Genomic DNA, 25,735 nt, shown 5'->3' with positions numbered 1-25,735 from the left:
GCACCACGGCCGCGAAGATCTCAGCCGTCAGCCGTCAGCCGGAGAAGGGCTCGGTCTCCTTGAGGAAGCCGCGGACGGCGAGGAACTGGCTGAGCGAGTCGCGGTGGGTGTCGCAGGCGAGCCAGGTCTTGCGGCGGTCGGGGGTGTGGAGCTTGGGGTTGTTCCACAGCAGGGACCAGGCGGCGAGGTCGCGGCAGCCCTTGGCGGAGCACTTCGGGGGGCCGCCGGGGCCGTCGGGGCCGGTGGGGGTGCCGAAGAGGGGGTGCGCGGTGTCCATGGGGTCGATCCTATGCCCGGGCATGACGACGCCGGGCAGCCACGGGGGGAGCTGCCCGGCGTCGGTCTGTCGCTCCGACGGGGGATGCGGAGCGCTAAGGAAGTATGGCACGGCGGGAGGGCCGCGGGTGGGCCTGTGGGGTGATTAATTTGAGGATCGTCTGAGCTTTCTGACGGTCATACCGCCGCATGAACGGTCATACCGGACATGCGGGTTGGGGGATTCTCAGCTCTGTGGCCGGTTCTCGCCGGTGGCCGCCCCGCCGCCGCCCGTGCCGCCGGGACCGAGCATCAGCGGGGTGTCGGGGGCGAAGGCGAAGGTCGAGGGCAGGCCGGGGGCGCGCTCGCGGCCCGCGTTGGCGATCAGGACGGCGAAGTAGGGCAGCAGGATGCCGCCGGCCAGCGCGGCGAAGGCGAGCCAGCGCTGGACGTCCCAGAGGATCACGGCGAGCAGCACGCAGGCGGTGCGGATCAGCATGGAGATGACGTAGCGGCGCTGCCGCCCCCGGACGTCCTCGGTCAGGCTGCTGCGAGCCCCGGTGATCCGGAAGACCTGGCCGTCGTCCGCGTTCTTGGGCATGTCGTCCCCATCCAATCCTCGGGTCGGTTCGCGGCCCCTACGGTCGACCACGGTAACCCCGCTGACGCCGATCGGACCCACCCGGGTCCGGTCGACGCGCGGCGGTCCTTCAGGGCGTGCGGCGCAGGTACCGGACGGGGACGGCGTCGGTGAGCCAGACGCCGTTCGCGGACACCCGGAACTCGTGCCCGGCCAGGGCCATCGCCGCCGCGTCGACCTCCAGGACGACGGGGCGTCCGTGCCGGGAGCCGACCCTGACGGCGGTCTCGGTGTCGGCGGAGAGGTGGACGTCCCGCCGGTTCATCGGGCGCAGGCCCTCGACCAGGATGTACTGCAGCGTGCGCTCGGCGGTGCCGTGGAAGAGCACGTCGGGCGGGGTGGTGGCGGGCAGGCCGAGGTCGACCTCGACCGTGTGGCCCTGGCTGGCGCGAATCGAGCGGCCGTCCTCGGAGTAGGCGAAGCGGCGCTTGTTGTTGGTGGCGACGACGTGGTCCAGCTCGGCCCGGCTCAGCGGGCGGCCGTGCCGGGCCAGCGCGGCGAGCAGGGCGTCGACGCCGACCCAGCCCGCCGCGTCCAGGGTGACCCCGACGGCGCCCGGGTCGTGCCGCAGGATGCGGGAGAGCATCTTCGACGTCTTCACGGTGCGTTTCTCGTCCATCGGGGTCCCCTCGGGTTCCGGTCGCTCAGGAGGCCTGGCTGACCGAGCTCATGTTGAAGTCGGGCACCCGGACCGGCGGCATCGCGGCCCGGGTGAACCAGTCGCCCCACTCGCGGGGCAGGCAGCGTTCGGTGCGGCCCGCTTCGGTGATCCGGCCGAGCAGGTCGACCGGGGACTCGTTGAAGCGGAAGTTGTTGACGGCGCCGACCACTTCGCCGTCCTCGACCAGGTAGACGCCGTCCCGGGTGAGGCCGGTGAGCAGCAGGCTGGCCGGGTCGACCTCGCGGATGTACCACAGGCAGGTCAGCAGCAGGCCGCGCTCGGTGCGGGCGACCATCTCCTCCAGCGTGGGCGCGCCGGGGGCGGAGGTCTCCAGCACCAGGTTGTCGATCGGCGGGGTGTGCGGGAGGCCGGCCAGGCCCGCGGAGTGCCGGGTGGTGAGCAGGTTGGTCAGGCGGCCCTCGCGCAGCCAGTCGGTGGCGGCCAGCGGGGAGCCGTTGTCGAACACCGAGTCGTTCTCGCCGGAGGAGTGCGCGAGCACGAACGGGGCGGCCTGCAGGCCGGGCTCGGCCGGGTCGGAGCGCAGGGTCAGCGGCAGCGGGCTGAGCCGCTCGCCGATCCGGCTGCCCCCGCCCGGCTTGGAGAACACCGAGCGGCCCTCCACCGCGTCCCGCGCGCCGGACGACCAGGACAGGTAGACCATCAGGTCGGCGACGGCCGAGGGCGGCAGCAGCGTCTCGTAGCGCCCGGCGGGCAGGTCGACCCTCTTGCGGCCCCAGCCGAGGCGGCGGGTCAGGTCGGTGTGCAGGGCGGTGACGTCGACGTCGGCGAAGTCCCGGGTCGCGGCACCGGCCCAGGCGGAGCCGGACAGGTCGGCGGTCTTGGCGTTCAGCTCGACGGTGCCGGTGGGCTGGTCGTGGCGCAGCCGCAGGCCGGTGGAGCTGCCCAGGTAGGAGGTGGTGCGCTCGTGCCGGGCGAAGCCGTACAGCAGCTCGCCGCCCGCCCGGGCCCGGGCGAAGGCCTCGCCGAGGGCGGGGGCGAAGGAGGCGAACACGCCGATGTCGGTGGTCTCGGGGGCCTCGGTGAACCGCGGGTCGGCGGCCCGGCCCGCGATCAGCGGCTGGGCGTCCTCGGCGGGCTCGGCGGCCCGGGCGGCGGCCTCGGCGGCGCGCACCAGCCGCTCGACCCCGTCCAGCGTGACGGCCTCCTGGGCGACCACGCCGGAGGCGGTGCCGGTGGCGCCGCCGACGGTGGCGATCACGGTCAGGCGGCGGCCGCGGGTGACGCCGTTGGTGGTGAGGGCGTTGCCGGCCCAGCGCAGGTTGGCGGTGGACTCCTCGTCGGCGATCACCACGCAGCCGTCGGCGCGGGAGAGTTCGAGGGCGCGTTCCACCAGCTCGTGGGGGTGCGTGAGGGACATCAGTGACCCGCCTCCTGCTGGGTGTTGAGCACGTTGACCTGGCGGAACAGCGCGGACGGGCAGCCGTGGCTGACCGCGGCGACCTGGCCCGGCTGGGCCTTGCCGCAGTTGAAGGCCCCGCCGAGCACGTACGTCTGCGGGCCGCCGACGGCGCTCATCGAGCCCCAGAAGTCGGTGGTGGTGGCCTGGTAGGCGAAGTCCTTGACCTGGCCCGCGAGTTCGCCGCCCCGGATGGCGTAGGCGCGCTGGCCGGTGAACTGGAAGTTGTACCGCTGCATGTCGATCGACCAGGAGCGGTCGCCGACGATGTACAGGCCGTTCTCCACCTGGGAGACCAGCCCGGCGGTGTCCGGCCCGTCGGCGGCGGGCTGCAGCGAGACGTTGGCCATCCGCTGCACCGGCACGTGCGCCGGGGAGTCGGCGTAGGCGCAGCCGTTGGAGCGGCCGAAGCCCTTCAACCGGGCCATCGGACGGTCGAGTTGGTACCCGACCAGGACGCCGTCGCGGATCAGGTCCCAGGACTGGGTGGCCACGCCCTCGTCGTCGTAGCCGATGGTGGCCAGGCCGTGCTCGGCCGTCCGGTCGCCCGTGACGTGCATCAGCTCGGAGCCGTACTTCAGGCTGCCCAGCTGGTCGAAGGTGGCGAAGGAGGTGCCCGCGTAGGCGGCCTCGTAGCCCAGCGCGCGGTCCAGCTCGGTGGCGTGGCCGATCGACTCGTGGATGGTCAGCCACAGGTTGGACGGGTCGATCACCAGGTCGTAGCGGCCCGCGGCGACGCTCGGCGCCCGCATCTTCTGCGCCAGCAGCTCGGGCAGCTCGGCCAGTTCGGCGTCCCAGTCCCAGCCGGCCCCGCGCAGGTACTCCCATCCCCGCCCGGCGGGCGGCGCGATGGTGCGCATCGAGTCGAACGCGCCGGTGCGCTCGTCCACGCTGGTGGCCTCCAGCCAGGGGTGCAGGCGCACCCGCTGCTGGGTCGTCACCGTGCCCGCGGTGTCCGCGTAGAACTTGTTCTCCTGCACCGTCAGCACCGCGGCCGACACGTGCGACACGCCGTCGGCGGCCAGCAGCCGGGCGGACCACTCGGCCAGCAGGCCGGTCTTCTCCGCGTCCGGCACGTCGAACGGGTTCACCTCGTACGCGGAGATCCACTCGGCGTCCGGGTACACCGGCTCGGGGGCCAGCTCCACCCGCTCGCCCGAGCCCGCCGCCCGGCTGATCCCGCCCGACAGCCGGGCCACCGCCACCGCCTGCTCGGCCACCGCCGCGGCCGCCTCCGGCGTCAGGTCGACCCCCGCCGCGAAGCCCCACGCCCCGTCCAGCAGGACGCGGACGGCGAAGCCCAGCTGCACCGTGTCCGAGGAGCCGGCCGGCCGGGCGTCCCGCAGCCGCCAGGACGCCGAACGGACCCGCTCCAGGCGGAAGTCGGCGTGCGACACCCCCAGCTGCCGGGCCCGGGACAGGGCCGCGTCCGCCAGCGGGCGCAACGGGTAGGAGAGGAACTGAGGATCCAGCGCGGAGGGGGGCATCGGGCTCCCTGGGTCGAGGGTCGGACGCGGCGGGCCGCCCCCGGCCGAGGGCGCACCCGCTCGCATCATCCCCGTCCGCAGGGCGTACGGCCAGCCAATATTCGCCGCGCCGCGCTGACGACCCGTCAGCGGCGGGCTACGCCAGCGCCTCCCACCAGCCGTCCAGCTCCGGCGGGTTGGCGACCTCCACCCGCTGCCCCGGGCGCGGCACCGCCAGCGGCACGCCCTGCGCCTTCGCCTCCGCGAGCAGCCGCTCCACCGGCTCCGCCCACGGGTGCGGCGCCAGGTTGAAGGTGCACCAGTGGATCGGCAGCAGCAGGCCGCCGCGCAGCTCCAGGTGCGCCCGCACCGCCTCCTCCGGGTTGAGGTGGATGTCCGCCCAGGCCGCGTCGTACGCGCCGATCGCCATCAGCGCCGCGTCGAACGGGCCGTGCTGCTCGCCGATCCGGGCGAAGCCCTCGAAGTAGCCGGAGTCGCCGGTGAAGAACACCTTCCGCTCCGGGCCCGCCACCACCCAGGAGCCCCACAGCGTGGTGTTCCGGGCCAGGCTGCGGCCGGAGAAGTGGTGCGCGGCGGTCAGCGTCAGCGTCAACTCGCCGAGCGTGCAGGTCTCGTCCCAGTCCAGCTCGATGATCCGGTGCTCCGGCACGCCCCAGCGGCGCAGGTGGCCGCCGATGCCCAGCGGCACCGCGAACGGCGCCGACTGCAGCTCCACCAGGCGGCGCACCGTCGCCATGTCCAGGTGGTCGTAGTGGTCGTGCGAGATCAGCACCGCGTCCACCTGCGGCAGCTCGGCCAGCTCCACCGGCACCGGGTGCAGCCGCTTGGGGCCGGCCAGCCGCGAGGGCGAGCAGCGGTCCGACCAGACCGGGTCCACCAGCACCCGGCAGCCGTCCAGCTCCAGCAGCGCCGAGGCGTGCCCGAACCACGTCACCGCGACGCCCCCGGACGCCCCGCCCGACACCTCCGGCACCTCCGGCACCGCCAGCGGCACCGGCGCGGTCGGCACCCGGCTCTCCTTCTCGAACAGCATCCGGCGCAGCGTGCCCGCGTCCGGCCGCCCCGGCGCGTCGTGCGCGACCTCGGACGGCGCGTTGTGGAACACCCCGTCGCGGTACTGCGGGGACGACCGCAACCGCGGGTCCGACCCGTCCGGCCGACGCCCGAACTGGGCCGGCACCTCGCGCAGCGCCCAGACCGCCGCACCCGCCAGCGCCAGCGCCGCCAGTGCCGCCAGCCTGCGGCGGCCCGTCCGGCCAGGGTGTGCACCACTCATCGCGTCCGCTCCGATCGGCTCGCATCGCCTCGGCGCCCCGGACTCTCCGGAACGCCCTCGGGGCAACGCCCGCCACCGGCCCGGCGTTCCCCGCCCCCGCGCACCCCCCGTTGTGGGGATACGACAGTTCTCGCCGGACGCCCCTGTCGGAGGCCGCTTCGCCCGAGCTCGCACCCTACCGATAGCGTCGCTGGTGGCTGCACGTGCAGTCGCGCACGCACATCGGACGCACGTCGAGAGAATGGGGTGGACCCTTGAGCCGCTCGGTACTGGTCACCGGAGGCAACCGGGGCATCGGTCTGGCGATCGCCCGGAGCTTCGCCGAAGCGGGCGACAAGGTCGCCATCACCAGCCGCAACGGCGAGGTCCCGGCGGAGCTCGCCAAGTACGACGTCCTCGCCGTCCGGGCGGACATCACCGACGCCGAGCAGGTCGACGCCGCCTTCACCGAGATCGAGGCCGCCCACGGCCCGGTCGAGGTCCTGGTCGCCAACGCGGGCATCACCAAGGACACCCTGCTGCTGCGCATGTCCGAGGAGGAGTTCACCTCCGTCCTCGACACCAACCTCACCGGCACCTTCCGGGTCGTCAAGCGCGCCGCCGCGAAGATGCTGCGCGCCCGCAAGGGCCGCGTCGTGCTGATCTCCTCCGTCGTCGGCCTCAGCGGCTCCGCCGGACAGGTCAACTACGCCGCCTCCAAGGCCGGCCTGGTCGGCTTCGCCCGCTCCCTCGCCCGTGAACTCGGCTCGCGCAGCATCACCGTCAACGTGGTCGCGCCGGGCTTCGTCGACACCGACATGACCGCCGTGCTCAGCGAGGAGCGCCGCAAGGAGATCGTCTCCGGCGTCCCGCTGGGCCGCTACGCCGCCCCCGCCGAGATCGCCTCGGCCGTGCGGTTCCTGGCCTCCGACGAGGCCGCGTACATCACCGGAGCCGTCATTCCCGTCGACGGCGGATTGGGCATGGGTCACTGACCATGACTGGAATTCTCGAAGGCAAGCGCATCCTGATCACCGGCGTGCTGATGGAGTCCTCCATCGCCTTCCACACCGCGAAGCTCGCGCAGGAGCAGGGCGCCGAGATCATCCTCACCGCCTTCCCCCGGCCCAGCCTCACCGAGCGCATCGCCAGGAAGCTCCCGAAGCCCGTCAAGGTCCTGGAGCTCGACGTCTCCAGCGCCGAGCAGCTGGCCGGCATCGCCGACCAGGTCCGCGAGCACCTGCCCACCCTCGACGGCATCGTCCACTCCATCGGCTTCGCGCCGCAGGACGCCCTCGGCGGCAACTTCCTCGACACCCCGTGGGAGTCCGTCGCCACCGCGATGCACGTCTCCGCGTACTCCTTCAAGTCGCTCACCACGGCGCTGCTCCCGCTCATGCAGGACGGCGGCTCGGTGGTCGGGCTGACCTTCGACGCGCAGTTCGCCTGGCCGCAGTACGACTGGATGGGCCCGGCGAAGGCCGCCCTGGAGTCCACCAACCGGTACCTCGCCCGCTACCTCGGCGCGCGCGACATCCGGTGCAACCTGGTCTCGGCCGGCCCGATCGGGTCGATGGCCGCGAAGTCCATCCCCGGCTTCCCGGACCTCGCCGCGACCTGGGACTCCCGCTCCCCGCTCAAGTGGGACCTCTCCGACCCGGAGCCGGCCGGCCGCGGCGTCGTCGCGCTGCTGAGCGACTGGTTCCCGAAGACCACCGGCGAGATCGTCCACGTCGACGGCGGCCTGCACGCGATCGGCGCGTAGGCGCTCCGCTCCGAGCTGCCCCACCACGGGCGCGGCCGTCCCCTCCGGGGGAGGGCCGCGCCTCGCTTTTCGCCTCCAGGGGCCCGCCGTTCCCCGGGCCCCTGATTACACGCCCGTCAGCGGGTCTCCGCCTTGCAGAAGCCGATGGCGCGGCCCGCCTCCTCGGCGGCCCTCTCCGGGTCGCCGGCGCGGATCGCGGCGAGGATCCCGGCGTGCGGGACCCAGCGGTGGGGCAGCAGGTCGGGGCCGACGTCGTGGCGCAGGTGGGCGCGCAGGACCTCGCCGAGGTCGGCGTAGACGGCGGCGAGCACGTCGTTGTGGGCGGCGGCGACCACCGCCTGGTGGAACGCGGCGTCGGCCTGGATGAAGTCCTCGGGGACGCCGGAGTGCCAGGCGGCGTCCCGGCGGGCGAGCGCGGCGTCCAGCAGTTCGAGGTCGCGCGGGGTGCGGCGGAGGGCCGCGAAGCCCGCGGCGGAGGTCTCCAGGGTGGAGCGCAGCTCGGCGACCTGGTCCTGGTCGGCGTCGGCGAAGCGGCGGTGCATGACGCCCGCGAGCTCGCTGGTGGCCAGCACGTAGGTGCCGGAGCCCTGGCGGATGTCGAGCAGCCCGTTGTGGGCCAGGGCGCGGACCGCCTCGCGGACGGTGTTGCGGGCGACGCCGAGCTGGTCGACGAGCTCCGCTTCGGTGGGGATGCGCGATCCCACCGGCCACTCGCCGGAGGTGATCTGGGCCCGTAGCTGGGCGATCACCTGGTCGGAGAGCGGGGTGCGGCGAGTGGTCGACAGCGCCAAGGCGGGTGTGCTCCTTCTGTGGTCTACCTCATCAGGATACCGGTGTGCGGTAAGTCATCCCATGATTCTATGATTGCGCCATGTCTACCGCAGCAGACCCCTCCGCCACCGAGACCGAGAGCCGATCGCCAGCCACTCCGTCCCCGACGACCACCCCCGCCGCCCCGACCCCCCCGACCGCCCCGACCGTCCCCGCCCGCAACGCCGCCGCCGTCCTGCTGGCCGTCGCGGTGGCCGCCGCCGCGGTCAACCTGCGCCCCGTGGTGACCAGCCTCGGCGCGCTGCTCGACCCGGTCCGCGAGGGCCTGGGGATGAGCGCCACCACGGCCGGGCTGCTGGCCGCGGTGCCGCCGCTGTGCTTCGCGGTGCTGGGCGTCTGCGCCCCTGGCCTGGCCCGGCGGATGGGCCCGGTCGCCGTGGTGACGGCCGCCATGGCCGCCATCGCGGCGGGCGTGCTGGCCCGCTCCCTCACCGGCTCCGCCGCGGTGTTCCTGCTGCTCACCGCGGTGGCGCTGGCCGGGGTGGCGCTGGCGAACGTGCTGCTGCCGGTGGTGATCAAGCGGTACTTCCCGGACCGGGTCGCGCCGATGATCGGCCTGTACTCGATGGCGCTGTCGGTGGGCACCTCGCTGGCCGCCGCCACCACCGTCCCGCTGACCGACGCGATGGGCGGCAACTGGCGGCTCGGCCTGGGCGTCTGGGGCCTGCTCGCGGTGGCCGCGCTGGCGCTCTGGCTGGTGGTGCTGTTCCTGCGCCGGGAGAAGCCCGGCACGGCCGCGGCGGCCCCGGCGCCCGTCCAGGCGAAGCTGCCGATCCTGCGCAGCCGCACCGCGTGGGCGCTGGCCGCGTTCTTCGGCCTGCAGTCGACCAGCGCGTACGGCGCGATGGGCTGGCTGCCGAAGATCTACCACGACGCCGGGGTGTCGGAGTCCGCGTCCGGCGTGCTGCTGGCCGTGGTGATGGCGGTCAGCGTGCCGGTCTCCTTCCTGCTGCCGAACCTGGCGGCCCGCCGCGGCGACCAGCGGCTGTACGTGGTGGTGCTCGGCCTGTGCGGGATCGCGGGCTTCCTCGGGCTGATGTTCGCGGCCGGGACGGTCTCCTGGCTGTGGGCGGTCCTGGTCGGCCTGTCGATGTGCGCGTTCCCGCTGGCGCTGACCATGCTCGGCCTGCGCGCCCGCACCCCCGGCGGGGTGGCCCAGCTGTCCGCGTTCGCGCAGAGCCTGGGCTACCTGATCTCCATCCCGGGCCCGATCCTGATGGGCGCGCTCTACCAGCGCACCGGCCAGTGGTACCTGCCGCTGGGCCTGCTGGCGCTGCTGCTGGTGCCGCAGATGCTGGTCGGCCTGCGCGCGGCCAGGGCCCGGCACATCGAGGACGAGGCCGTCGGTTAGGCTCGACGGCATGCCGGTACTCGACCCGAACCCGCAGGGCGGGCAGAAGAAGCTGCTGCAGATGCTCGGCCTGATCGCCGCCATCGTGGTGGTCATCGCGATCGTCGCCAGCTTCGCGAACGCGCTGGGCTGAACCGCCCGCCCGGGCCGCTTCCGGGGAGGCGCCACCCGCAGGGGTGGCAGCTTCCCGGACCACGCGACCGGGCGGCGGTTTTCTGCGAAGCTCTAGGGGTATGAGCGCCGACACCCCTCGTAGGATCATCGTCCTCCGCCATGCCCGGGCCGACTGGCCCAACCAGGTCAGCGACCACGACCGCCCGCTCGCCGACCGCGGCCGCGGCCAGGCCACCGACGCGGGCCGCTGGCTGGCGGACTCCGGGGTCAACCCGGACCACGTGCTGTGCTCCACCGCGCTGCGGACCAGGGAGACCTGGAAGCTGGTCGCCCACGAGCTGCCCAAGCGGGCCCGGAAGACCGTGTACGAGGACCGGGTGTACGAGGCCCAGCCGGGCCGGCTGATCGAGGTCATCCAGGAGACCCCCGAGGACCACGCCGACCTGCTGCTGGTCGGCCACAACCCGGGCGTGCTCGGCCTCACCCAGGTGCTGGCCGGGGACGAGGGCGACGCCGAGGCGCTCAACCGACTGCGCCTGAACGGCTTCCCGCCCGCCGCGGTGGCCGTGCTCAGCCTCGCGGGCCCGTGGAAGCTGGTGGAGCCCGGCGTGGCCCGGCTCGACTCGTACTTCATGCCGCAGGACTGAACGGCGCCGGGACCGGACGACGGTAGGGGCGGGACCCGCGCGGGTCCCGCCCCTACCGTCGTGCCCTCGCGGGTCAGTCGCCGGTGGGCGCGCCGTCCAGCTCGTCGGCGGCCTCGACCTCCTCGCGGGTCACCCCGAGCAGGTACAGCACGGTGTCCAGGAACGGCACGTTCACGGCGGTGTCGGCCTGCTCGCGGACCACCGGCTTGGCGTTGAAGGCGACGCCCAGACCGGCCGCGTTCAACATGTCGAGGTCGTTGGCGCCGTCGCCGATCGCCACCGTCTGCTCCAGCGGCACCCCGGCGCGCTCGGCGAAGCGGGTCAGCCAGCGGGCCTTGCCCGCCCGGTCGACGATCTCGCCGGTGACCCGGCCGGTGAACTTCCCGTCCACGACCTCCAGGGTGTTGGCGGCCGCGAAGTCCAGGCCCAGGCGCTCCACCAGGTGGTCGGTGACCTGGGTGAACCCGCCGGAGACGATCGCCACCTGGTAGCCGAGCCGCTTCAGGGTGCGGATCAGCGTCCGGGCGCCCGGGGTCAGCCGGACCTCGGCGCGGACCTTCTCGGTGACCGCGGCGTCCAGCCCGGCCAGCAGGGCGACCCGGGCGCGCAGCGACTCGGCGAAGTCCAGCTCGCCGCGCATCGCCTGCTCGGTCACCGCGGCGACCTGCTCCTCGCAGCCCGCGTGGGCCGCGAACAGCTCGATCACCTCGTCCTGGATCAGGGTGGAGTCCACGTCCATCACGATCAGGCGCTTGGCCCGGCGGTGCAGGCCCGCCCGGACCACCGCGATGTCCACCCGCTGGGCCGCGGCCTCCGCCGCCAGCACCGCGCGCAGCTCCTCGGTGGGCACGCCCGAGATGGTCAACTCCACCGCCGTCACCGGGTACTTGGCGAGGCGGAACACCCGGTCGATGTTGCCCCCGGCCTCCGACACCCGGGTCGACAGCGCCGCCACCGCGGCCGCCGTCAGCGGGTGGCCGAGCACCGTCACGTGCGAGCGGCCCTCGCCGCGGGCCCGGTTGTCGCCGGTGCCGGAGATGATCTCGGCCTGGAGCTTGTGCTCCTCCGCCCAGCGGTGCACCGTCACCCGCAGCCCGCCCTCCGCGCCCGGCGCCGCCGGGGGAGTGACCAGCGCGCACAGCGTTATCCGGCCACGGGTGACCACCTGTTCGATGTCGATCACCTCGACGTCGAAACCGGCGAGCCGGTCGAACAGGCCCGCGGTGATCCCGGGGCGGTCCTTGCCGAACACCTTGACCAGCAGCGTGCGCTCGGCGTCGGTGCTCACGGGCGGCGCGGCGGAAAGGGCCTGAGCGGCCGGATCAGTTGCGTTCATGGTGCCCCCCACGCTACCGGGCCCGCCCCCGCCCCCAGCGCAGGCGTCCGCGAGGTGGGACGCCGGTGGACGCCGCCCGGACACCCCGCCCGGCGCACCGCCCGGACCCCGCCCCGCGCACCGCCGAACGCCCAGGTCCGGCCCCGGGCCGGTTGCCGGGCGGTCACAGAACGGCGGCCCGACTTCCGAGTACACCGGCCGGGCTGGAATGATCCCCCCTGTCAGATGCAACATCCTGGGGGATCCGGAGAGCGGGGCGGGCGGAGAGTTGCCGCAACTCGTACTTGAAATCGACGGCCGGCAGCGGGTACTCGAACCCGGCCGCGCCTACACCATCGGCCGCGACCCGGCCTCGGACTTTCCGTTCGACGACGCCCGGGTCTCCTGGCGGCACGCCAGCCTGAGCTTCGACGGCGCCACCTGGCAGCTCGCCGACCACGGCTCCACCAACGGCACCTTCGTGGCCGGGGCCCGGGTCGCCCGGAGCGTCGTCCACCCCGGCACCGTGGTGCACCTCGGCAACGGCCAGAACGGGCCCCGGCTCGCCTTCACCGCACCCGCCGCGGCCCCCGCCCCGCAGGGCGGCGGCATCCACGAGGCCGCCACCAGCCGGGCCCCCGGCCCGCAGCAGGGCCAGGCCCCGTTCCAGCAGCAGCCGTTCGGCCCCGGCCCGGCCGCCGCGCCGCAGGGGCACCGCCCGCCGCCGGTCGAGCAGCCGATCCCGCAGGGCTGGGACGCACCCACCCCGCGCCCCGGCTTCCCGCAGCAGCAGCAGTTCCCGCCGGCCCAGCCGCCCGCGCCGCAGCCGCAGCCGTTCCCGCAGCCCCCGGCGCAGCAGCAGTTCCAGCCGCCGGTGCCGCAGCAGCAGCAGTTCCCGGCGGCCCAGCCGCCCGCGCCGCACCCGCAGCAGCAGGCCGCCCCGGTCGGCGGGCTCGGCAACCCGACGATGATCCGCAGCCTGGCCGGCGGCCGCACCATCCGGATCGGCCGCGCGCTCGACAACGACATCGTCGTCTCCGACCTGCAGGTCTCCCGCCACCACGCCGAGCTGCGCCAGCTCCCGGACGGCCGCTGGGAGATCGTCGACCTCGGCAGCCACAACGGGATCTTCCTCAACGGCCAGCCGACCCGCCGCCAGCTGATGGGCCCGCAGGACCGGCTCACCGTCGGCCACTCCTCCTTCGTGCTGGTCGGCGACCAGCTCCAGGAGTTCGTCGACAACGGCGCGGTCTCCTTCTCCGCCCACCACCTGAGCGTCGAGGTCGACTTCAAGGGCGGCAAGAAGGTCCTGCTCAACGACGTCAGCTTCTCCGTCCCGGAGAAGTCCCTGGTCGCGGTGATCGGCCCGTCCGGCTCCGGCAAGTCCACCCTGCTGCGCGCCCTCACCGGCTACCGCCCCGCCGACCGCGGCGACGTGCTGTACGACGGCCGCAACCTGTACCGCCAGTTCGCCGAACTGCGCTCCCGGATCGGCCTCGTCCCGCAGTCCGAGATCCTGCACAAGGAACTCACCGTCCGCACCGCCCTCAAGTACGCGGCCCGGCTGCGCTTCCCCGGCGACACCGAGGCCGCCGAGCGCGAGCGCCGGATCGACGAGGTGCTGTACGAGCTGCGCCTGGACAAGCGCGCCGACAACCGGATCACCGCGCTCTCCGGCGGCCAGCAGAAGCGCGTGTCGGTCGCCCTGGAGCTGCTCACCAAGCCCTCGCTGATCTTCCTGGACGAGCCGACCTCCGGCCTCGACCCGGGCATGGACCGCGAGGTCATGCAGACCCTGCGCGGCCTGGCCGACGACGGCCGCACCGTCCTGGTCGTCACCCACTCGGTGGCCGAACTCGCGCTCTGCGACCGGCTCCTGGTGATGGCGCCCGGCGGCTCGGTGGCGTATTTCGGCCCGCCCGCCGAGGCCCTGCACTTCTTCGGCTACGAGACCTGGGCGGACGTCTTCCAGGCGTTCGAGAACTACCCGGACCACGACTGGGCCGGCCGCTACCGCAACTCCGTCCACCACCAGCAGTACTCGGCCAACGTGGACGCCGCGGTCTCCCAGGTGCAGCAGCCCAACGCGCTCAACCAGCTGCGCCCGCCCAAGCCGCAGAGCTGGGGCTCCCAGCTGTGGACGCTGATCCGCCGCTACCTGGCGGTGATCGCCTCCGACAAGGGCTTCATCGCGCTGTCGCTGATCCTGCCCCTGGTCCTGGGCTCGGTCTCCGCGGTGATCCCCAGCAAGTGCGGCCTGGTGGCGTGCGGCAACGGCCGCAACGACATCGCCCGGCTGATCCTGATGGTCGTCGCGTTCTCCGCCTGCCTGTCCGGCTCGGCGAACTCGGTCCGCGAGCTGATCAAGGAACGCGCCATCTACGAACGGGAACGCGCCACCGGCCTGTCCCGCTCCGCGTACCTGGCCTCGAAGTTCATCGTGCTCGGCGCGATCAGCTTCCTGCAGGGCGGCATCATCTCGGCGATCGCGTTCAAGGTGCGCGACCTGCCCGCCGAGGGCCTGATCCTCAAGCACCTGCCCGCGGTCGAGATGTCCGTCGGCGTGATCCTGCTCAGCTTCGCCTCCATGATGGTCGGCCTGGCGATCTCCTCGCTGGTCAAGACCGCCGAGAAGACGATGCCGCTGCTGGTCATGTTCGCCATCGTCCAGATGGTCTTCACCGGCGCGATCTTCCAGCTCTTCGACAAGCCCGGCCTGGAGCAGCTCGGCTGGCTGATGCCCGCCCGCTGGGGCGTCGCCGCCAGCGGCAACACGCTCGACCTGGCCCACATCTCCCCGGTGGTGGTGGCGAAGCCCCCGGAGACCGCCCCGCTCGACTCCCTCTGGGACCACTCCGCGGGCATCATGTTCCTCAACTGGGCCGTCATGATCGTCATCTCGGTCGGCCTGGCCTTCGCGATCCAGCGCTTCCAGAAGCGCCACGAACCCGAGGTCATGCAGAACGGCTGACCCCGCCGCTCGAAGGGCCCCTCCGGGGGCCCTTCGCCTTTCCCGGCCCCGGGTGGTGCTTCCGACCTAGGCCCTGCGCCCGAGGTGGCGGCCGTGATCACGGCGGTAGCGTGGGCGCATGGACAGTTCCCGGTGCGACCCGTCGTTGCAGGCGATCGAGGCGGTCAGCGCGGCGGTGCTGGCGATGTCCCGGCCGCTGGAGGTCCGGGAGGTGCTGCGGCGGATCACCGCGTCCGCCCGCACCCTGCTGGGCGCCGAGTACGCCGCGCTGGGGCTGCCGGACGACCACGGCGGGTTCGCGCAGTTCGTGGTGGACGGGGTGAGCGACGAGCAGTGGCGGGCGATCGGCCCGCTGCCGCGCCAGCACGGGGTGCTGGCCTCGATGCTGCACGACCGCGAACCGACCCGGCTGAAGGACGTCCGCACCGCCCCCGCGTTCGGCGGCTGGCCCGAGGCGCACCCGGACATGACCGACTTCCTCGGCATGCCGATCATGGACGAGGACGAGATCGCCGGGGCGCTGTTCCTGGCCAACAAGCCCGGCGGCTTCACCGACCAGGACGAGGAACTGCTGCGCATCCTGGTCGCGCACGCCGCGCTCGCCCTCGGCAACGCCCGGCTCTACGAGCGCAGCCGCGAACTGACCCTGTCCGGCGAGCGCGCCCGGATCGCCCACGACCTGCACGACGCCGTCTCGCAGAAGCTGTTCTCGCTGCGGCTGACCGCCCGCGCCGCCGCCAAGCAGGTCGACCGGGACCCGGCCCGGGCCCGCGAGAACCTGGCCGAGGTGGCCCGGCTGGCGGCCGAGGCCGCGGACGAACTGCGGGCCGTGGTCGTCGAGCTGCGGCCCGCCGCGCTGGAGGAGGACGGCCTGGTGGCCACCCTGGCCTCGCAGGCCCAGGTGCTGGACCGGGCGCACAGCGCCAAGGTCGCCTTCACCGCGACCGGCGTCCGCGCCCTGCCCGCCGCCCAGGAGGCGGCCGTGCTGCGGGTCGCCCAGGAGGCGCTGCACAACGCGCTGCGGCACGCCCGCGCCGACACCGTCACGGTCACCCTGACCGGCACCGCGGGCCGCGGCGTCCGGCTGACCGTCCGCGACGACGGCCGCGGCTTCGACCCGGAGTCGGTGCGCCGCGCGGGCCGGCACCTCGGCCTGGTGTCGATGCGCGACCGGGCCGCCGCGGTCGGCGGCCGACTGTCCCTGGAGTCCGCCCCGGGCCGGGGCACCCTGGTCGAACTGGAGGTCCCCGGTGCCTGACACGGCGTCACCGATCCGCGTGCTGCTGGTGGACGACCACCAGGTGGTCCGGCGCGGCCTGCGCACCTTCCTGGAGGTGCAGGACGACATCGAGGTGGTCGGCGAGGCCGCCGACGGCGAGCAGGCCGTCGAGCAGACCGAACGGCTCGCCCCCGACGTGGTCCTGATGGACCTCAAGATGCCCAAGGTCGACGGCATCGAGGCGCTGCGCCTGCTGCGCGAACGCGGCAGCGCGGCCCGGGTGCTGATCGTCACCAGCTTCACCGAGCACCGCACCATGGTCCCCGCGCTGCGGGCGGGCGCCGCGGGCTACGTGTACAAGGACGTCGACCCGGAGGCGCTGGCCGGGGCGATCCGCTCGGTGCACGCCGGGCACGTCCTGCTCCAGCCCGAACTGGCCGCCGCCCTGCTCGCCGAGGACGTCCCGGCCCCGCCGCAGGGCCGCGGCGGCACCCTCACCGACCGCGAGCGCGAGGTGCTCTCGCACATCGCCGACGGCCGCTCCAACCGGGAGATCGCCCGTGCCCTGCACCTGTCGGAGAAGACGGTCAAGACCCACGTGTCGAACATCCTGATGAAGCTGGACGTCGCCGACCGCACCCAGGCCGCCCTGTGGGCCGTCCGCAACCAGCAGCAGTGACCGGCCGGTCCCGCCGCGCTCAGTCCCGCCGCAGCTCGTCCACGGCCGCGTTGTACGCCGCCACCTGCGCCCGCCGGGCGGTGCGGTCCAGCGGGGCCAGGGTCTCCCGCCGGGCGGCCATCTCGGAGGCGGAGACCGCCGCCCCGTGCCCGTCCGCGGCGATGTGCAGCAGCGCCGACACCTGCCGGGCCGACTCCAGCACCCGCACCGCGCGCGGCGGGTAGCCCGGCGCGAGCAGCTCGCGGTGGCCCCGCCGGCGGAAGGACTCCAGGGCGCGCAGCGCCTCCGGTCCGGCCCCCGCCACGTCCAGGCGGACCAGCGCGGCGGTGGCCTGCCGCAGCCCGTCGGCGAGTTCGCGCTCGGCCTCGTCCAGCGAGGGCACGTCGGCGGGCGGTGCGTCCTGGACCGGCAGGCACTGCCACAGCACCCGCACCCCCTGGTCGCCCGCCGGCCCGTACACCTCGACCTCCGGCACCAGCCCGTACGGGACGCCGACCGCCAGGACGGCCTCGCCCGCGCCCAGCGCCAGCGCGTTGAAGGCGGGCGGCCCGGTCAGCCCGAGCGGGTGCCCGGCCACCGGGAGGGCCAGCCGCAGGCCCCGCGCGCCGAGCGAGCGCAGCCGCCCCAGCGCCCAGGTCAGCCCGTGCAGCGAGTCGGGCGCCTCGCCGGGCAGCCCGGTCACCCGGTGGGCGTCGTCCTCGCCCTGGACGGCGGCGGCCGCGTCGTCGGGGGAGGCGGCGCCGCCCAGCAGCGCGTTGCCCCAGGCGGTGAGCCGCCCCGAACGGGGCTCTTGGTACGGATTGTCGGCAGGAGTGACGAGCATCGGACCAGCCTACGGACAAGCGCGCCGGGCGGGTGGCGTAGGTTTGCCCTGACACATGGTGGACCGCGCCCCGAGGACCGAACGCCCAGGTCCGCGGACGGCCGGATTCTTGCATTTGGGGAAGGCGTAGGCATGAGCGACGTGCTGGAGCTGGTGGACGTTTCCGTGGTCCGGGAGGGGCGCGCGCTCGTCGATCACGTGTCCTGGTCGGTCAAGGAGGGCGAGCGCTGGGTGGTGCTGGGCCCGAACGGCGCGGGCAAGACCACGCTGCTCCAGATCGCCGGCGCCTACCTGTTCCCGAGCTCCGGCGAGGCCGTGGTGCTGGGCGAGAAGCTCGACCAGGTCGACGTCTTCGAGCAGCGCGCCCGGATCGGCCTGGCCAGCGCCGCGATGTACGAGAAGCTGCCGACCGGCCAGACCGTGCTGGAGACCGTCCTCACCGCCGCGTACGGGCAGACCGTGCACGGCAAGGAGACCTACGAGGAGCCGGACGAGGCCCGCGCCCTCGCGCTGCTCGACCGCCTCGGCATGGCGGGCTTCACCACCCGCAAGTTCGGCACCCTCTCCGAGGGCGAGCGCAAGCGCACCCTGATCGCCCGCGCCCTGATGACCGACCCCGAGCTGCTGCTGCTCGACGAGCCCGCCGCGGGCCTCGACCTCGGCGGCCGCGAGGACCTGATCCGCCGCCTCGCCGCGCTCGCCGGGGACGAGTACGCGCCGTCCATGGTGATGGTCACCCACCACGTGGAGGAGATCGTCCCCGGCATGACCCACGTGCTGATGATCCGTCAGGGCAAGGTGATGGCGGCCGGTCCGATCGAGACCACCCTCACCGCCCGCAACCTCTCGCACTGCTTCGGCCTGCCGCTGACCCTGGAGCGGCGCGGCGACCGCTGGACCGCGCAGGGCCTCCCGCTCGGCTGAATCGCGACGCTGCGGCGAACGGCGGGAACCGGTCGTACACGCGGCCGGTTTCCGCCGTCCCACCTGCGGGAAGCTACGCGGGGAGAGAACCGACTTCCCTAGGATGGAGCCCGTGGACAGCTGGATCTGGTGGCTGCTGCTCGCCGTGGCCCTGGGCATACCGCTGGTGGTCACCGCGATGCCCGAGTTCGCCATGTTCGCGATCGGCGCCGGGGCCGCCGCGCTGACGGCCGGTCTGGGCGGCGGCGTGGTCCCGCAGTTCCTGGTGTTCGTCGGGGTGTCGGCCGCGCTGCTGGTGTTCGTCCGCCCGATCGCGTACCGCCAGCTCAAGAAGGGCCCGGGGTACCGCACGGGCGTGGAGGCGCTGACCGGCGCCACCGCGGTGGTACAGGAAACAGTCGACGGGGGAGAGGGCGGACGGATCAAGCTGAACGGCGAGATCTGGTCGGCCCGCGCGCTCCACCCGGGCTCGGTGTTCGAGCCGGGGCAGCAGGTCGACGTCGTCGAAATCCAGGGCGCGACCGCCCTGGTCGTCTAGGGGAGAAGCGTTGGAACCCGTCCTCATCGTCTTGATCGTCCTGGTCGTGGTGGCCTTCATCGCCCTGATCAAGACGATCCAGGTGATCCCCCAGGCCAGCGCGGCGATCGTGGAGCGCTTCGGCCGCTACACCCGCACCCTGAGCGCCGGCCTGAACATCGTGGTGCCGTTCATCGACACCATCCGCAACCGGATCGACCTGCGCGAGCAGGTCGTCCCGTTCCCGCCGCAGCCGGTCATCACCTCGGACAACCTGGTCGTCAACATCGACACCGTCATCTACTACCAGGTGACCGACCCGCGCGCCGCGACCTACGAGGTGGCCAGCTACATCCAGGCCATCGAGCAGCTCACCGTCACCACCCTGCGCAACATCATCGGCTCGATGGACCTCGAGTCCACCCTGACCTCCCGCGAGGTCATCAACGCGGGCCTGCGCGGCGTCCTGGACGAGGCCACCGGCCGCTGGGGCATCCGGGTCAACCGGGTCGAGCTGAAGGCGATCGAGCCGCCGACCTCCATCCAGGACTCGATGGAGAAGCAGATGCGCGCCGACCGCGACAAGCGCGCCGCGATCCTCACCGCCGAGGGCGCCCGGCAGGCCCAGATCCTGCGCGCCGAGGGCGAGAAGCAGGCCGCCGTCCTGCAGGCCGAGGGCGAGGCGCAGGCCGCCGTCCTGAAGGCCGACGGCGAGGCCGCCGCGATCCGCACCGTCTTCGAGGCGATCCACGAGGGCGACGCCGACCAGAAGCTGCTCGCCTACCAGTACCTGCAGACCCTGCCCGAGCTCGCCAAGGGCGACGCCAACAAGCTGTGGATCATCCCCAGCGAGGTCGGCGACGCGCTCAAGGGCCTCGGCGGCGCCTTCCAGGGCGTCACCGGCGGCGGCAACGGCGCGGCCCCCGCGGCTCCCGCCGCCCCGCCCGCGGCCCGCGTCCCGGTCGACCCGGCCGCCGGCCCGCGCCCGGTCGACACCGAGAACAAGACCGCCCGTCCCCGGGTCGAGCCCACCCGCCAGTACCCCAAGATCGACGAGTAACCCCCGCGCGTCCCGCCCGGGCCCCGGCCGACCCCGCGTCGGCCGGGGCCCGGTCCCGTTCCGGATGGCGGACCGGCCCTCGCCAAGCCGCGCCCCGCTCCGGCATGATCGACTGGCGCATGACAGCAGCCAACGAGGGGGAAGCCAATGACACTGTGGGAGATGACCGCCGTCCTGCTGGCCGGCGTCGCCGCCGGCACCATCAACACCATCGTCGGCTCCGGCACCCTGATCACCTTCCCCGTCCTGCTCGCCGTCGGCCTGCCCCCCGTCACCGCCAACGTCTCCAACGCGCTCGGCCTGGCCCCCGGCTCCCTGGCCGGAGCCATCGGCTACCGCGCCGAACTCGCCGGGCAGCGCCACCGCCTGATCCGCTACGGCACCGCCTCGCTGATCGGCGGACTCACCGGCGCCGCCCTGCTGATCGTCCTGCCCAACAGCGCCTTCGACGCCATCGTCCCCGTCCTGATCCTCACCGCCCTCGTGCTGGTCGTCCTGCAACCCCGGGTCGCCCGGGCGATGGCCGCCCGCCGCGCCGCCGGGACCCTGCCCCCCGCCACCGACGGCGGCTGGCTGCTGCTGCTCTGCATCGGGCTCACCGGCGTCTACGGCGGCTACTTCGGAGCCGCCCAGGGCGTCCTGCTGCTCGCCCTGATGGGCATGCTGCTCCCCGACGGCCTGCAGACGATCAACGGCATCAAGAACGTCCTCGCGCTGATCGTCAACGGCGTCGCCGCGGTCTTCTTCCTCTTCACCTCCACCATCGACTGGACCGCCGCCCTGCTGATCGCCGTCGGCGCCACCCTCGGCGGCGTGTTCGGCGCCAAGGTCGGCCGCCGCCTCCCGCCGCTCGCGCTGCGCGCCCTGATCGTGGTGGTCGGCCTCGTCGCCGTCACCAAGCTGCTGCTCTCCTGACCCCGGGCACCCCGGCCACCCCGGCGACGTAGGCTCGGCCGTGAGACCCGAACCCGGAGCCCGGACGGAGCCACCATGAGCCGCACCCGCCTCAACGAGGAGCAGATCGCCAACGCCCTCGCCGACCTCCCGCAGTGGACCCGCACCGGCGAGGCGATCACCCGCACCGCCGAGACCGCGAGCTTCCCCACCGCCATCAAGGTCGTCGACGCGGTCGCCGAACAGGCCGAGGCGCTCGACCACCACCCCGACATCGACATCCGCTGGCGGACCCTGACCTTCCTCCTCACCACCCACAGCGCCCACGGCCTGACCAGCCTCGACATCACGCTGGCCCACCTGATCGACCGCGCCCTCGACGCCGCCGCCTGACCCGGCAGACCCCCGCCCGCCCCCCGTCCCGCCCCGAACTCCCCACGGCGGCCCGGCCGGAGCGTCCCCCGCGCCATGAGATGCTGGCTCCTTGCCAGACCGCAGTCGGGACGGACGGAACGCATGGCTCAGGAACCTCCCACGACCCCCGGGTACCCCCAGCAGCAGCCCTGGTACCCCCAGCCGCAGGGCTACCCGGAGCAGCAGGCGTACGGGGAGCAGCAGGTGTACGCCGACCCGCAGCAGGCCGCGCAGCAGGCCCAGGCCTACGGCTACCCCGAGCAGCAGGCCCAGGCCTACGGCTACCAGGAGCAGCAGGCGTACGGGCAGTACGGCCAGCAGCCCTTCCCGCAGCAGCAGGCGTACGGCGACCCGCAGGCGTACGCCGACCCGCAGCAGGCCGCGCAGCAGGCGCAGGCCTACGGCTACCCGCAGCAGACCGGCTACCCGGACCAGTTCGCGCAGCCGCCCCACCCGCCCGCCGAGCCAGCCCCGACCCCGTTCGACCTGCCGCAGCCGCCCCACCCGCCCCAGCCGCCGTACGGGCAGCCGCCCGCCGCCGAGGACGCCCCCGCACCCGGCGCCGGACCGGTCACCGCCACCGACTACCCGCAGACCAGCGCCGAGGACCCGTTCGCCCCCGGCGGCACGGGCGTCCCCGCCTCCGCCGCCTCCGCCGCCTCCGCCGGTGACGCCGCCCCGGGCCGGGAGCGGCCCGCGCCGCGCGGGTTCGCCGCCAAGGCCCGCGCCGCGGTGCTGTCCGGCGAGGGCGCGCCCAGCCGCCGCGGCCTGGCGATCCGCGTCGGCGCGGGCGCCGCCGCGCTCGCCGTGCTGATCACCGCGGGCGTGCTCGCGGTCTCCGACGAGGACGAGGGCACCCCCGCCGGGAAGGCCGCCACCGGCGGCTCGCAGAACATCTCCGTCGCCCACACCAAGGCGTGGGCCGCCGCCGCGGACCCGGGCACCACCGGGGCCCAGGGCGCCGACGACACCCTGGTCGGCAGCTGGCTGCTGGCCGACGCCGTGGTCCGCGCCGACGGCACCGGCGTGCACGCCTACGCCCTCGCCGACGGCAAGCCCACCTGGACGCTGAAGGCCCCCGCCGACGGCGCCGTCCCCTGCGGCCTCTCCCCGGCCGTCAACGCCGCCGGCCTCGGCGCGGTCGTCTACCGCCCCGGCGCCGACCCGAAGAGCCCGTGCAGCACCGTCGCCGCCGTGGACACCAAGTCCGGCCAGGCCGTCTGGACGAAGACGCTCTCCGACACCAAGGACAGCTACACCACCCACGTCGCCGTCACCGACGACAAGGTGCTCGCGGTCGGCGAGGACAAGGCGTACGCCTGGGCGGCGGCCGACGGCGCCGAGGCCTGGCAGTACTCCGGGCAGGGCAAGTACTGTCGCCTGTCCGGCAACGCGGGCACCTCCGCGGTGCTGCTGCACAGCCACTGCGCCGACTCCACGCCCGCCGACCAGGCCGTCGCGCTCAACGTCTCCGACGGCAAGGTCAAGTACTGGCGGGGCCTGAACAACCAGCCCACCATGGTCACCGTGCTCTCCGCGGAGCCCGCGGTCGTCCTCACCAGCACCGCGAACCCCGCCGACTCCCGGGTGTTCGCCTGGGGCGCGGAGGGCGACCCGGCGGCGGAGATCCCGCTCGCGGTCGAGGGCGGCGGTCGGCTCGACGTCGACAGCGGCAGCTTCGCCACCGTCCCCGGCACGTACTTCCACGGCACCACCATGTTCGCCGCCGTCGTCCCCGAGAACGGCGGCAACCCCACCTCGATCGCCGCGTACGACCTCGCCACCGGCAAGCAGCAGTGGCGCACCCCCATCGCCGAGAAGGGCAAGGCCCGCCCGGTCGGGGTGGACGCCGACGGCCTGGTGGTCGCCGTGGACGAGCGGACCGGCCAGCCCGCCCACCTCAGCCGCTTCGCGCTCTCCGGCGGCCAGGAGACCCAGGGCGGCGCCTTCCCGCAGGGCACCGGCTCGCTGCTCTCGGCCGGCCGGGTGCACACCTCCGCCGGGCACCTGCTGGCCGTCCCCGAGCACGCCTCCAACTACGGCATCGCCACCGCCTTCACCAGCAAGGGCTGACCCGCCGCCCCGCCGGGGCCCCGCGCGCACGACGACGGGCCCGACCTGTCCCCTGATCAGGTCGGGCCCGTCGGCCTCTCACGCGCTCGCCGCGGCGTTCCGGGGCTCCGGCAGCCAGGCCGCCAGCTCGCCCAGTTCACCCGCCCGCAGCCCGAGCGCGAGCATCAGCGTCGCCTCCGGCGTCGGCTCGAACGGCCGCCGCAGCAGCCGCATCCCCGCCTGCTCCGGCGTCCGGTCCGCCTTGCGCTGGTTGCACTCCGAGCAGGCCGCCACGGTGTTCAGCCAACTGTCCGCCCCGCCGCGCGACTTGGGCGCCAGGTGGTCCACCGTGGTCCCCCGCCGCCCGCAGTACGCGCACAGGAACTGGTCCCGCGCCAGCACCCCCCGCCGCGACCACGGAGCCCGTTGTCGGAACGGCATCCGCACGTACCTGGTCAGCCTGATCACCCGCGGCACCGGGAGCTGCACCCCCGACCCGCGCACCACCCGCAGCGGATGCGCCTGCTCCACCACCGCCTTGTCCTGCAGGACAAGCACCACGGCACGGCGCAGCGGCACCGTGCTCAGCGGTTCGTAGCTCGCGTTCAGGACAAGGGTGTTGCGCATGACCGGCCACCTCCAGTGCTCGCCCCCGCCGCACGGCGGTGGCACCCACTGTGAACGCCCGCATCCCCCCGAACAACGGAATTTCCGCCACCGCCCACCGACCTGCGCCGGAACGCCCGCACCCCGAGCGCGTAGGCTCTACCCCGCTGGAACCGTCCAGGCGCACCGCCCGCCCCCGGGCCCACCGCGCCGGACCCCCGACCGAAGGAGACGCGGGACCGTGACCGACATCGTCGACGAGCTGCAGTGGCGCGGGCTGATCGCCCTGTCCACTGACGAGGACGCACTGCGCAAGGCGTTCGCGGACGGCCCGGTCACGTTCTATTGCGGCTTCGACCCGACCGCCCCCAGCCTGCACCTGGGCAACCTGGTCCAGATCCTCACCATGCGCCGCATCCAGCAGGCGGGAAACCTCCCGCTCGGCCTGGTCGGCGGAGCGACCGGACTGATCGGCGACCCCAAGCCCACCGCCGAGCGCGTCCTCAACGACCCCGAGACGGTGGCCGGCTGGGTCGAGCGCCTGCGCGGCCAGGTCGCGCGCTTCCTCGACTTCGAGGGCGAGTACGCCGCCCGCATGGTCAACAACCTGGACTGGACGTCCGGCATGTCGGCCATCACCCTGCTGCGCGACGTCGGCAAGTACTTCCGCGTCAACAACATGATCGCCAAGGAGGCGGTCGCCCGCCGCCTCAACTCCGACGCGGGCATCAGCTACACCGAGTTCAGCTACCAGATCCTCCAGGGCATGGACTTCCTGGAGCTGAACCGCCGCTACGGCTGCACCCTGCAGACCGGCGGCAGCGACCAGTGGGGCAACCTCACCGCTGGCACCGACCTGATCCGCAAGGCCGAGGGCCGCTCCGTGCACGCCATCGCCACCCCGCTGATCACCAAGGCCGACGGCACCAAGTTCGGCAAGACCGAGTCCGGCACCGTCTGGCTCGACCCCGAACTCACCACCCCCTACGCCTTCTACCAGTTCTGGCTGAACGCCGACGACCGCGACGTCGCCAAGTTCCTGCGCATCTTCTCCTTCCGCAGCCGCGAGGAGATCGAACAGCTCGAACGCGACACCGCCGAACGCCCCGCCGCCCGCCTCGCCCAGCGCGCCCTCGCCGAGGAGCTCACCACCCTCGTCCACGGCGCCGAGCAGTACGAGCGCGCCGTCGCCGCCTCCAAGGCCCTCTTCGGCCAGGGCGACCTCGCCGACCTCGAACCCGCCACCCTCGCCGCGGCCCTCGCCGAGGTCCCGAAGGCCACCGTCACCGAACTCGGCCAGCTCGTCGACCTGTTGGTCGAATCCGGCCTGGCCCCCAGCCGCTCCGGCGCCCGCCGCACCATCAAGGAGGGCGGCGCCTACCTCAACAACGCCAAGGTCACCGACGAGGAAGCCGTCGCCACCTCCGACGACCTCCTGCACGGCCGCTGGCTCGTCCTCCGCCGCGGCAAGCGCAACCTCGCCGCCGTTGAACTCGCCGAGGCGTGACGCCGCGCGCCGCCCGTCGAGTGGCTTGAAACAGACCGCAGTTGACCTGCGGACCTGGTGAACAGGGGCCGGATCCAGCCAGATCCGGCCCCGCCATGTTTGACTCGCCCGTCCCGGTGTCCTAACGTAGGTCGAGTCGCCTGAACCGGCTGGGACCGGGAGGCGGAACCCCCCAAACCCTGATGAGTGATTCGTCGCGCGCCCATTCGAATTCCGGATGGAAAAGCGGACCGGATAACTCTGGTAGAGTTCGGGAGCGCCGAAAGGCGAAAGCGAATCGGATCGAATGAAACTCCGGAAAACGGAGCGGAAAACGTCTGATAAGCTGGGA

At 73.6% G+C, this 25,735-nt stretch carries 25 protein-coding genes; 15 read left to right on the top strand and 10 right to left on the bottom strand.

Translation table 11 applies throughout. The features are described 5' to 3' along the window. Positions 1-34: 34 nt before the first annotated feature. From ACFY00_RS08595 to ACFY00_RS08570, 6 genes are all read right to left on the bottom strand, one after another. A complete protein-coding gene (locus tag ACFY00_RS08595; RefSeq protein ID WP_388028692.1) occupies positions 35-277 on the bottom strand; it encodes a hypothetical protein in 243 nt (80 codons plus the stop codon). Positions 278-502: 225 nt separating this feature from the next. Then, positions 503-856, bottom strand: coding sequence for a DUF3099 domain-containing protein (locus ACFY00_RS08590; RefSeq protein ID WP_388028691.1), 354 nt, complete (start codon positions 854-856; stop codon positions 503-505). A gap of 109 nt (positions 857-965) precedes the next feature. Continuing rightward, positions 966-1,514, bottom strand: coding sequence for an RNA 2'-phosphotransferase (locus tag ACFY00_RS08585; protein WP_388028689.1), 549 nt, complete (start codon positions 1,512-1,514; stop codon positions 966-968). Positions 1,515-1,539: 25 nt separating this feature from the next. After that, a complete protein-coding gene (locus ACFY00_RS08580; RefSeq protein WP_388028688.1) occupies positions 1,540-2,934 on the bottom strand; it encodes a metallopeptidase TldD-related protein in 1,395 nt (464 codons plus the stop codon). Next, positions 2,934-4,460: a TldD/PmbA family protein gene (locus tag ACFY00_RS08575; protein ID WP_388028685.1), complete on the bottom strand. Its 1,527-nt coding sequence runs from the start codon at positions 4,458-4,460 to the stop codon at positions 2,934-2,936. Before ACFY00_RS08575 ends, ACFY00_RS08580 begins: the two co-directional genes overlap by 1 nt. 136 nt (positions 4,461-4,596) lie before the next feature. Further along, a complete protein-coding gene (locus tag ACFY00_RS08570) occupies positions 4,597-5,736 on the bottom strand; it encodes an MBL fold metallo-hydrolase (protein ID WP_388028682.1) in 1,140 nt (379 codons plus the stop codon). A gap of 254 nt (positions 5,737-5,990) precedes the next feature. Here ACFY00_RS08570 and fabG point away from each other — a divergent pair, with 254 nt between their 5' ends. Both fabG and fabI read left to right on the top strand, forming a co-directional pair. Further along, positions 5,991-6,710 carry a 3-oxoacyl-[acyl-carrier-protein] reductase gene (fabG, locus tag ACFY00_RS08565; protein ID WP_388028680.1) on the top strand — a complete coding sequence of 240 codons (720 nt, stop codon included), beginning with the start codon at positions 5,991-5,993 and terminating at the stop codon, positions 6,708-6,710. Positions 6,711-6,712: 2 nt separating this feature from the next. Next, positions 6,713-7,480, top strand: coding sequence for an enoyl-ACP reductase FabI (gene fabI / locus ACFY00_RS08560; protein WP_388028678.1), 768 nt, complete (start codon positions 6,713-6,715; stop codon positions 7,478-7,480). A 116-nt stretch (positions 7,481-7,596) separates the two neighbouring features. Here fabI and ACFY00_RS08555 read toward each other — a convergent pair whose 3' ends face one another. After that, complete coding sequence (locus ACFY00_RS08555) at positions 7,597-8,271, bottom strand: FadR/GntR family transcriptional regulator (RefSeq protein ID WP_388028675.1); 675 nt, start codon at positions 8,269-8,271, stop codon at positions 7,597-7,599. A gap of 80 nt (positions 8,272-8,351) precedes the next feature. Here ACFY00_RS08555 and ACFY00_RS08550 point away from each other — a divergent pair, with 80 nt between their 5' ends. From ACFY00_RS08550 to ACFY00_RS08540, 3 genes are all read left to right on the top strand, one after another. Next, a complete protein-coding gene (locus ACFY00_RS08550) occupies positions 8,352-9,662 on the top strand; it encodes an MFS transporter (protein ID WP_388028673.1) in 1,311 nt (436 codons plus the stop codon). 10 nt (positions 9,663-9,672) lie between these two features. Further along, complete coding sequence (locus ACFY00_RS08545) at positions 9,673-9,795, top strand: SGM_5486 family transporter-associated protein (RefSeq protein ID WP_388028671.1); 123 nt, start codon at positions 9,673-9,675, stop codon at positions 9,793-9,795. A gap of 100 nt (positions 9,796-9,895) precedes the next feature. After that, on the top strand, positions 9,896-10,423 hold the full coding sequence (locus ACFY00_RS08540) for a SixA phosphatase family protein (RefSeq protein ID WP_388028670.1): 528 nt from the start codon (positions 9,896-9,898) through the stop codon (positions 10,421-10,423). A gap of 73 nt (positions 10,424-10,496) precedes the next feature. Here the strand turns inward: ACFY00_RS08540 and serB are convergent, their stop codons facing one another. After that, positions 10,497-11,759 (bottom strand): phosphoserine phosphatase SerB, encoded by a 1,263-nt coding sequence (gene serB, locus ACFY00_RS08535; RefSeq protein ID WP_388028669.1) that lies wholly within the window; start codon positions 11,757-11,759, stop codon positions 10,497-10,499. Positions 11,760-12,027: 268 nt separating this feature from the next. Here serB and ACFY00_RS08530 point away from each other — a divergent pair, with 268 nt between their 5' ends. The 3 genes from ACFY00_RS08530 (at position 12,028) to ACFY00_RS08520 (ending at position 16,607) form a co-directional block, all read left to right on the top strand. Next, positions 12,028-14,709, top strand: coding sequence for an FHA domain-containing protein (locus tag ACFY00_RS08530; RefSeq protein WP_388028668.1), 2,682 nt, complete (start codon positions 12,028-12,030; stop codon positions 14,707-14,709). A 118-nt stretch (positions 14,710-14,827) separates the two neighbouring features. After that, on the top strand, positions 14,828-15,967 hold the full coding sequence (locus ACFY00_RS08525) for a GAF domain-containing sensor histidine kinase (protein WP_388028667.1): 1,140 nt from the start codon (positions 14,828-14,830) through the stop codon (positions 15,965-15,967). Beyond that, complete coding sequence (locus tag ACFY00_RS08520; protein WP_388028664.1) at positions 15,960-16,607, top strand: response regulator; 648 nt, start codon at positions 15,960-15,962, stop codon at positions 16,605-16,607. Before ACFY00_RS08525 ends, ACFY00_RS08520 begins: the two co-directional genes overlap by 8 nt. 19 nt (positions 16,608-16,626) lie before the next feature. Here the strand turns inward: ACFY00_RS08520 and ACFY00_RS08515 are convergent, their stop codons facing one another. Beyond that, positions 16,627-17,430 (bottom strand): hypothetical protein, encoded by an 804-nt coding sequence (locus ACFY00_RS08515; RefSeq protein ID WP_388028662.1) that lies wholly within the window; start codon positions 17,428-17,430, stop codon positions 16,627-16,629. A 132-nt stretch (positions 17,431-17,562) separates the two neighbouring features. Here ACFY00_RS08515 and ACFY00_RS08510 point away from each other — a divergent pair, with 132 nt between their 5' ends. The 6 genes from ACFY00_RS08510 to ACFY00_RS08485 all read left to right on the top strand — a co-directional run bounded on the left by ACFY00_RS08510 (position 17,563) and on the right by ACFY00_RS08485 (position 23,312). Then, positions 17,563-18,354: an ABC transporter ATP-binding protein gene (locus ACFY00_RS08510; protein ID WP_388028659.1), complete on the top strand. Its 792-nt coding sequence runs from the start codon at positions 17,563-17,565 to the stop codon at positions 18,352-18,354. Positions 18,355-18,457: 103 nt separating this feature from the next. After that, the gene (locus tag ACFY00_RS08505; RefSeq protein ID WP_388028656.1) at positions 18,458-18,892 is read left to right on the top strand and encodes an NfeD family protein; all 435 of its coding nucleotides are present in this window, start codon (positions 18,458-18,460) and stop codon (positions 18,890-18,892) included. Positions 18,893-18,902: 10 nt separating this feature from the next. Further along, positions 18,903-19,931: an SPFH domain-containing protein gene (locus tag ACFY00_RS08500; protein WP_388028654.1), complete on the top strand. Its 1,029-nt coding sequence runs from the start codon at positions 18,903-18,905 to the stop codon at positions 19,929-19,931. 147 nt (positions 19,932-20,078) lie between these two features. Further along, positions 20,079-20,846 carry a sulfite exporter TauE/SafE family protein gene (locus ACFY00_RS08495; protein ID WP_388028651.1) on the top strand — a complete coding sequence of 256 codons (768 nt, stop codon included), beginning with the start codon at positions 20,079-20,081 and terminating at the stop codon, positions 20,844-20,846. Positions 20,847-20,921: 75 nt separating this feature from the next. After that, a complete protein-coding gene (locus tag ACFY00_RS08490) occupies positions 20,922-21,218 on the top strand; it encodes a 4a-hydroxytetrahydrobiopterin dehydratase (RefSeq protein WP_285735137.1) in 297 nt (98 codons plus the stop codon). Between the two features lie 123 nt (positions 21,219-21,341). Next, on the top strand, positions 21,342-23,312 hold the full coding sequence (locus tag ACFY00_RS08485; protein WP_388028647.1) for a PQQ-binding-like beta-propeller repeat protein: 1,971 nt from the start codon (positions 21,342-21,344) through the stop codon (positions 23,310-23,312). A gap of 78 nt (positions 23,313-23,390) precedes the next feature. Here ACFY00_RS08485 and ACFY00_RS08480 read toward each other — a convergent pair whose 3' ends face one another. Then, positions 23,391-23,918: an HNH endonuclease gene (locus ACFY00_RS08480; RefSeq protein WP_388028644.1), complete on the bottom strand. Its 528-nt coding sequence runs from the start codon at positions 23,916-23,918 to the stop codon at positions 23,391-23,393. Positions 23,919-24,138: 220 nt separating this feature from the next. Between ACFY00_RS08480 and tyrS the strand changes: the two genes are divergently transcribed. Beyond that, positions 24,139-25,404, top strand: a complete 1,266-nt coding sequence (gene tyrS / locus ACFY00_RS08475) for a tyrosine--tRNA ligase (RefSeq protein ID WP_388028641.1) — start codon at positions 24,139-24,141, stop codon at positions 25,402-25,404. Positions 25,405-25,735: the final 331 nt, after the last annotated feature.

Origin of the sequence: Kitasatospora sp. NPDC001540, from assembly GCF_042894345.1 — a bacterium.
GTDB classification, from domain to species: domain Bacteria; phylum Actinomycetota; class Actinomycetes; order Streptomycetales; family Streptomycetaceae; genus Kitasatospora; species Kitasatospora phosalacinea_C.
The sequence above is the reverse complement of the archived record's forward strand: the minus strand, read 5'-3'. Positions and strand labels throughout refer to the sequence as shown.

What these genes read in the sequence shown, in the direction of transcription:
- serB (WP_388028669.1), bottom strand. Translation starts at nt 11,759, where the DNA reads ATGAACGCAACTGATCCGGCCGCTCAGGCCCTTTCCGCCGCGCCGCCC.
- ACFY00_RS08575 (WP_388028685.1), bottom strand. Translation starts at nt 4,460, where the DNA reads ATGCCCCCCTCCGCGCTGGATCCTCAGTTCCTCTCCTACCCGTTGCGC.
- ACFY00_RS08485 (WP_388028647.1), top strand. Translation starts at nt 21,342, where the DNA reads ATGGCTCAGGAACCTCCCACGACCCCCGGGTACCCCCAGCAGCAGCCC.
- ACFY00_RS08585 (WP_388028689.1), bottom strand. Translation starts at nt 1,514, where the DNA reads ATGGACGAGAAACGCACCGTGAAGACGTCGAAGATGCTCTCCCGCATC.
- ACFY00_RS08505 (WP_388028656.1), top strand. Translation starts at nt 18,458, where the DNA reads ATGGAGCCCGTGGACAGCTGGATCTGGTGGCTGCTGCTCGCCGTGGCC.
- ACFY00_RS08580 (WP_388028688.1), bottom strand. Translation starts at nt 2,934, where the DNA reads ATGTCCCTCACGCACCCCCACGAGCTGGTGGAACGCGCCCTCGAACTC.
- ACFY00_RS08550 (WP_388028673.1), top strand. Translation starts at nt 8,352, where the DNA reads ATGTCTACCGCAGCAGACCCCTCCGCCACCGAGACCGAGAGCCGATCG.
- ACFY00_RS08540 (WP_388028670.1), top strand. Translation starts at nt 9,896, where the DNA reads ATGAGCGCCGACACCCCTCGTAGGATCATCGTCCTCCGCCATGCCCGG.
- ACFY00_RS08570 (WP_388028682.1), bottom strand. Translation starts at nt 5,736, where the DNA reads ATGAGTGGTGCACACCCTGGCCGGACGGGCCGCCGCAGGCTGGCGGCA.
- ACFY00_RS08515 (WP_388028662.1), bottom strand. Translation starts at nt 17,430, where the DNA reads ATGCTCGTCACTCCTGCCGACAATCCGTACCAAGAGCCCCGTTCGGGG.
- ACFY00_RS08510 (WP_388028659.1), top strand. Translation starts at nt 17,563, where the DNA reads ATGAGCGACGTGCTGGAGCTGGTGGACGTTTCCGTGGTCCGGGAGGGG.
- ACFY00_RS08480 (WP_388028644.1), bottom strand. Translation starts at nt 23,918, where the DNA reads ATGCGCAACACCCTTGTCCTGAACGCGAGCTACGAACCGCTGAGCACG.
- ACFY00_RS08590 (WP_388028691.1), bottom strand. Translation starts at nt 856, where the DNA reads ATGCCCAAGAACGCGGACGACGGCCAGGTCTTCCGGATCACCGGGGCT.
- ACFY00_RS08545 (WP_388028671.1), top strand. Translation starts at nt 9,673, where the DNA reads ATGCCGGTACTCGACCCGAACCCGCAGGGCGGGCAGAAGAAGCTGCTG.
- fabI (WP_388028678.1), top strand. Translation starts at nt 6,713, where the DNA reads ATGACTGGAATTCTCGAAGGCAAGCGCATCCTGATCACCGGCGTGCTG.
- ACFY00_RS08490 (WP_285735137.1), top strand. Translation starts at nt 20,922, where the DNA reads ATGAGCCGCACCCGCCTCAACGAGGAGCAGATCGCCAACGCCCTCGCC.
- ACFY00_RS08495 (WP_388028651.1), top strand. Translation starts at nt 20,079, where the DNA reads ATGACACTGTGGGAGATGACCGCCGTCCTGCTGGCCGGCGTCGCCGCC.
- ACFY00_RS08595 (WP_388028692.1), bottom strand. Translation starts at nt 277, where the DNA reads ATGGACACCGCGCACCCCCTCTTCGGCACCCCCACCGGCCCCGACGGC.
- ACFY00_RS08525 (WP_388028667.1), top strand. Translation starts at nt 14,828, where the DNA reads ATGGACAGTTCCCGGTGCGACCCGTCGTTGCAGGCGATCGAGGCGGTC.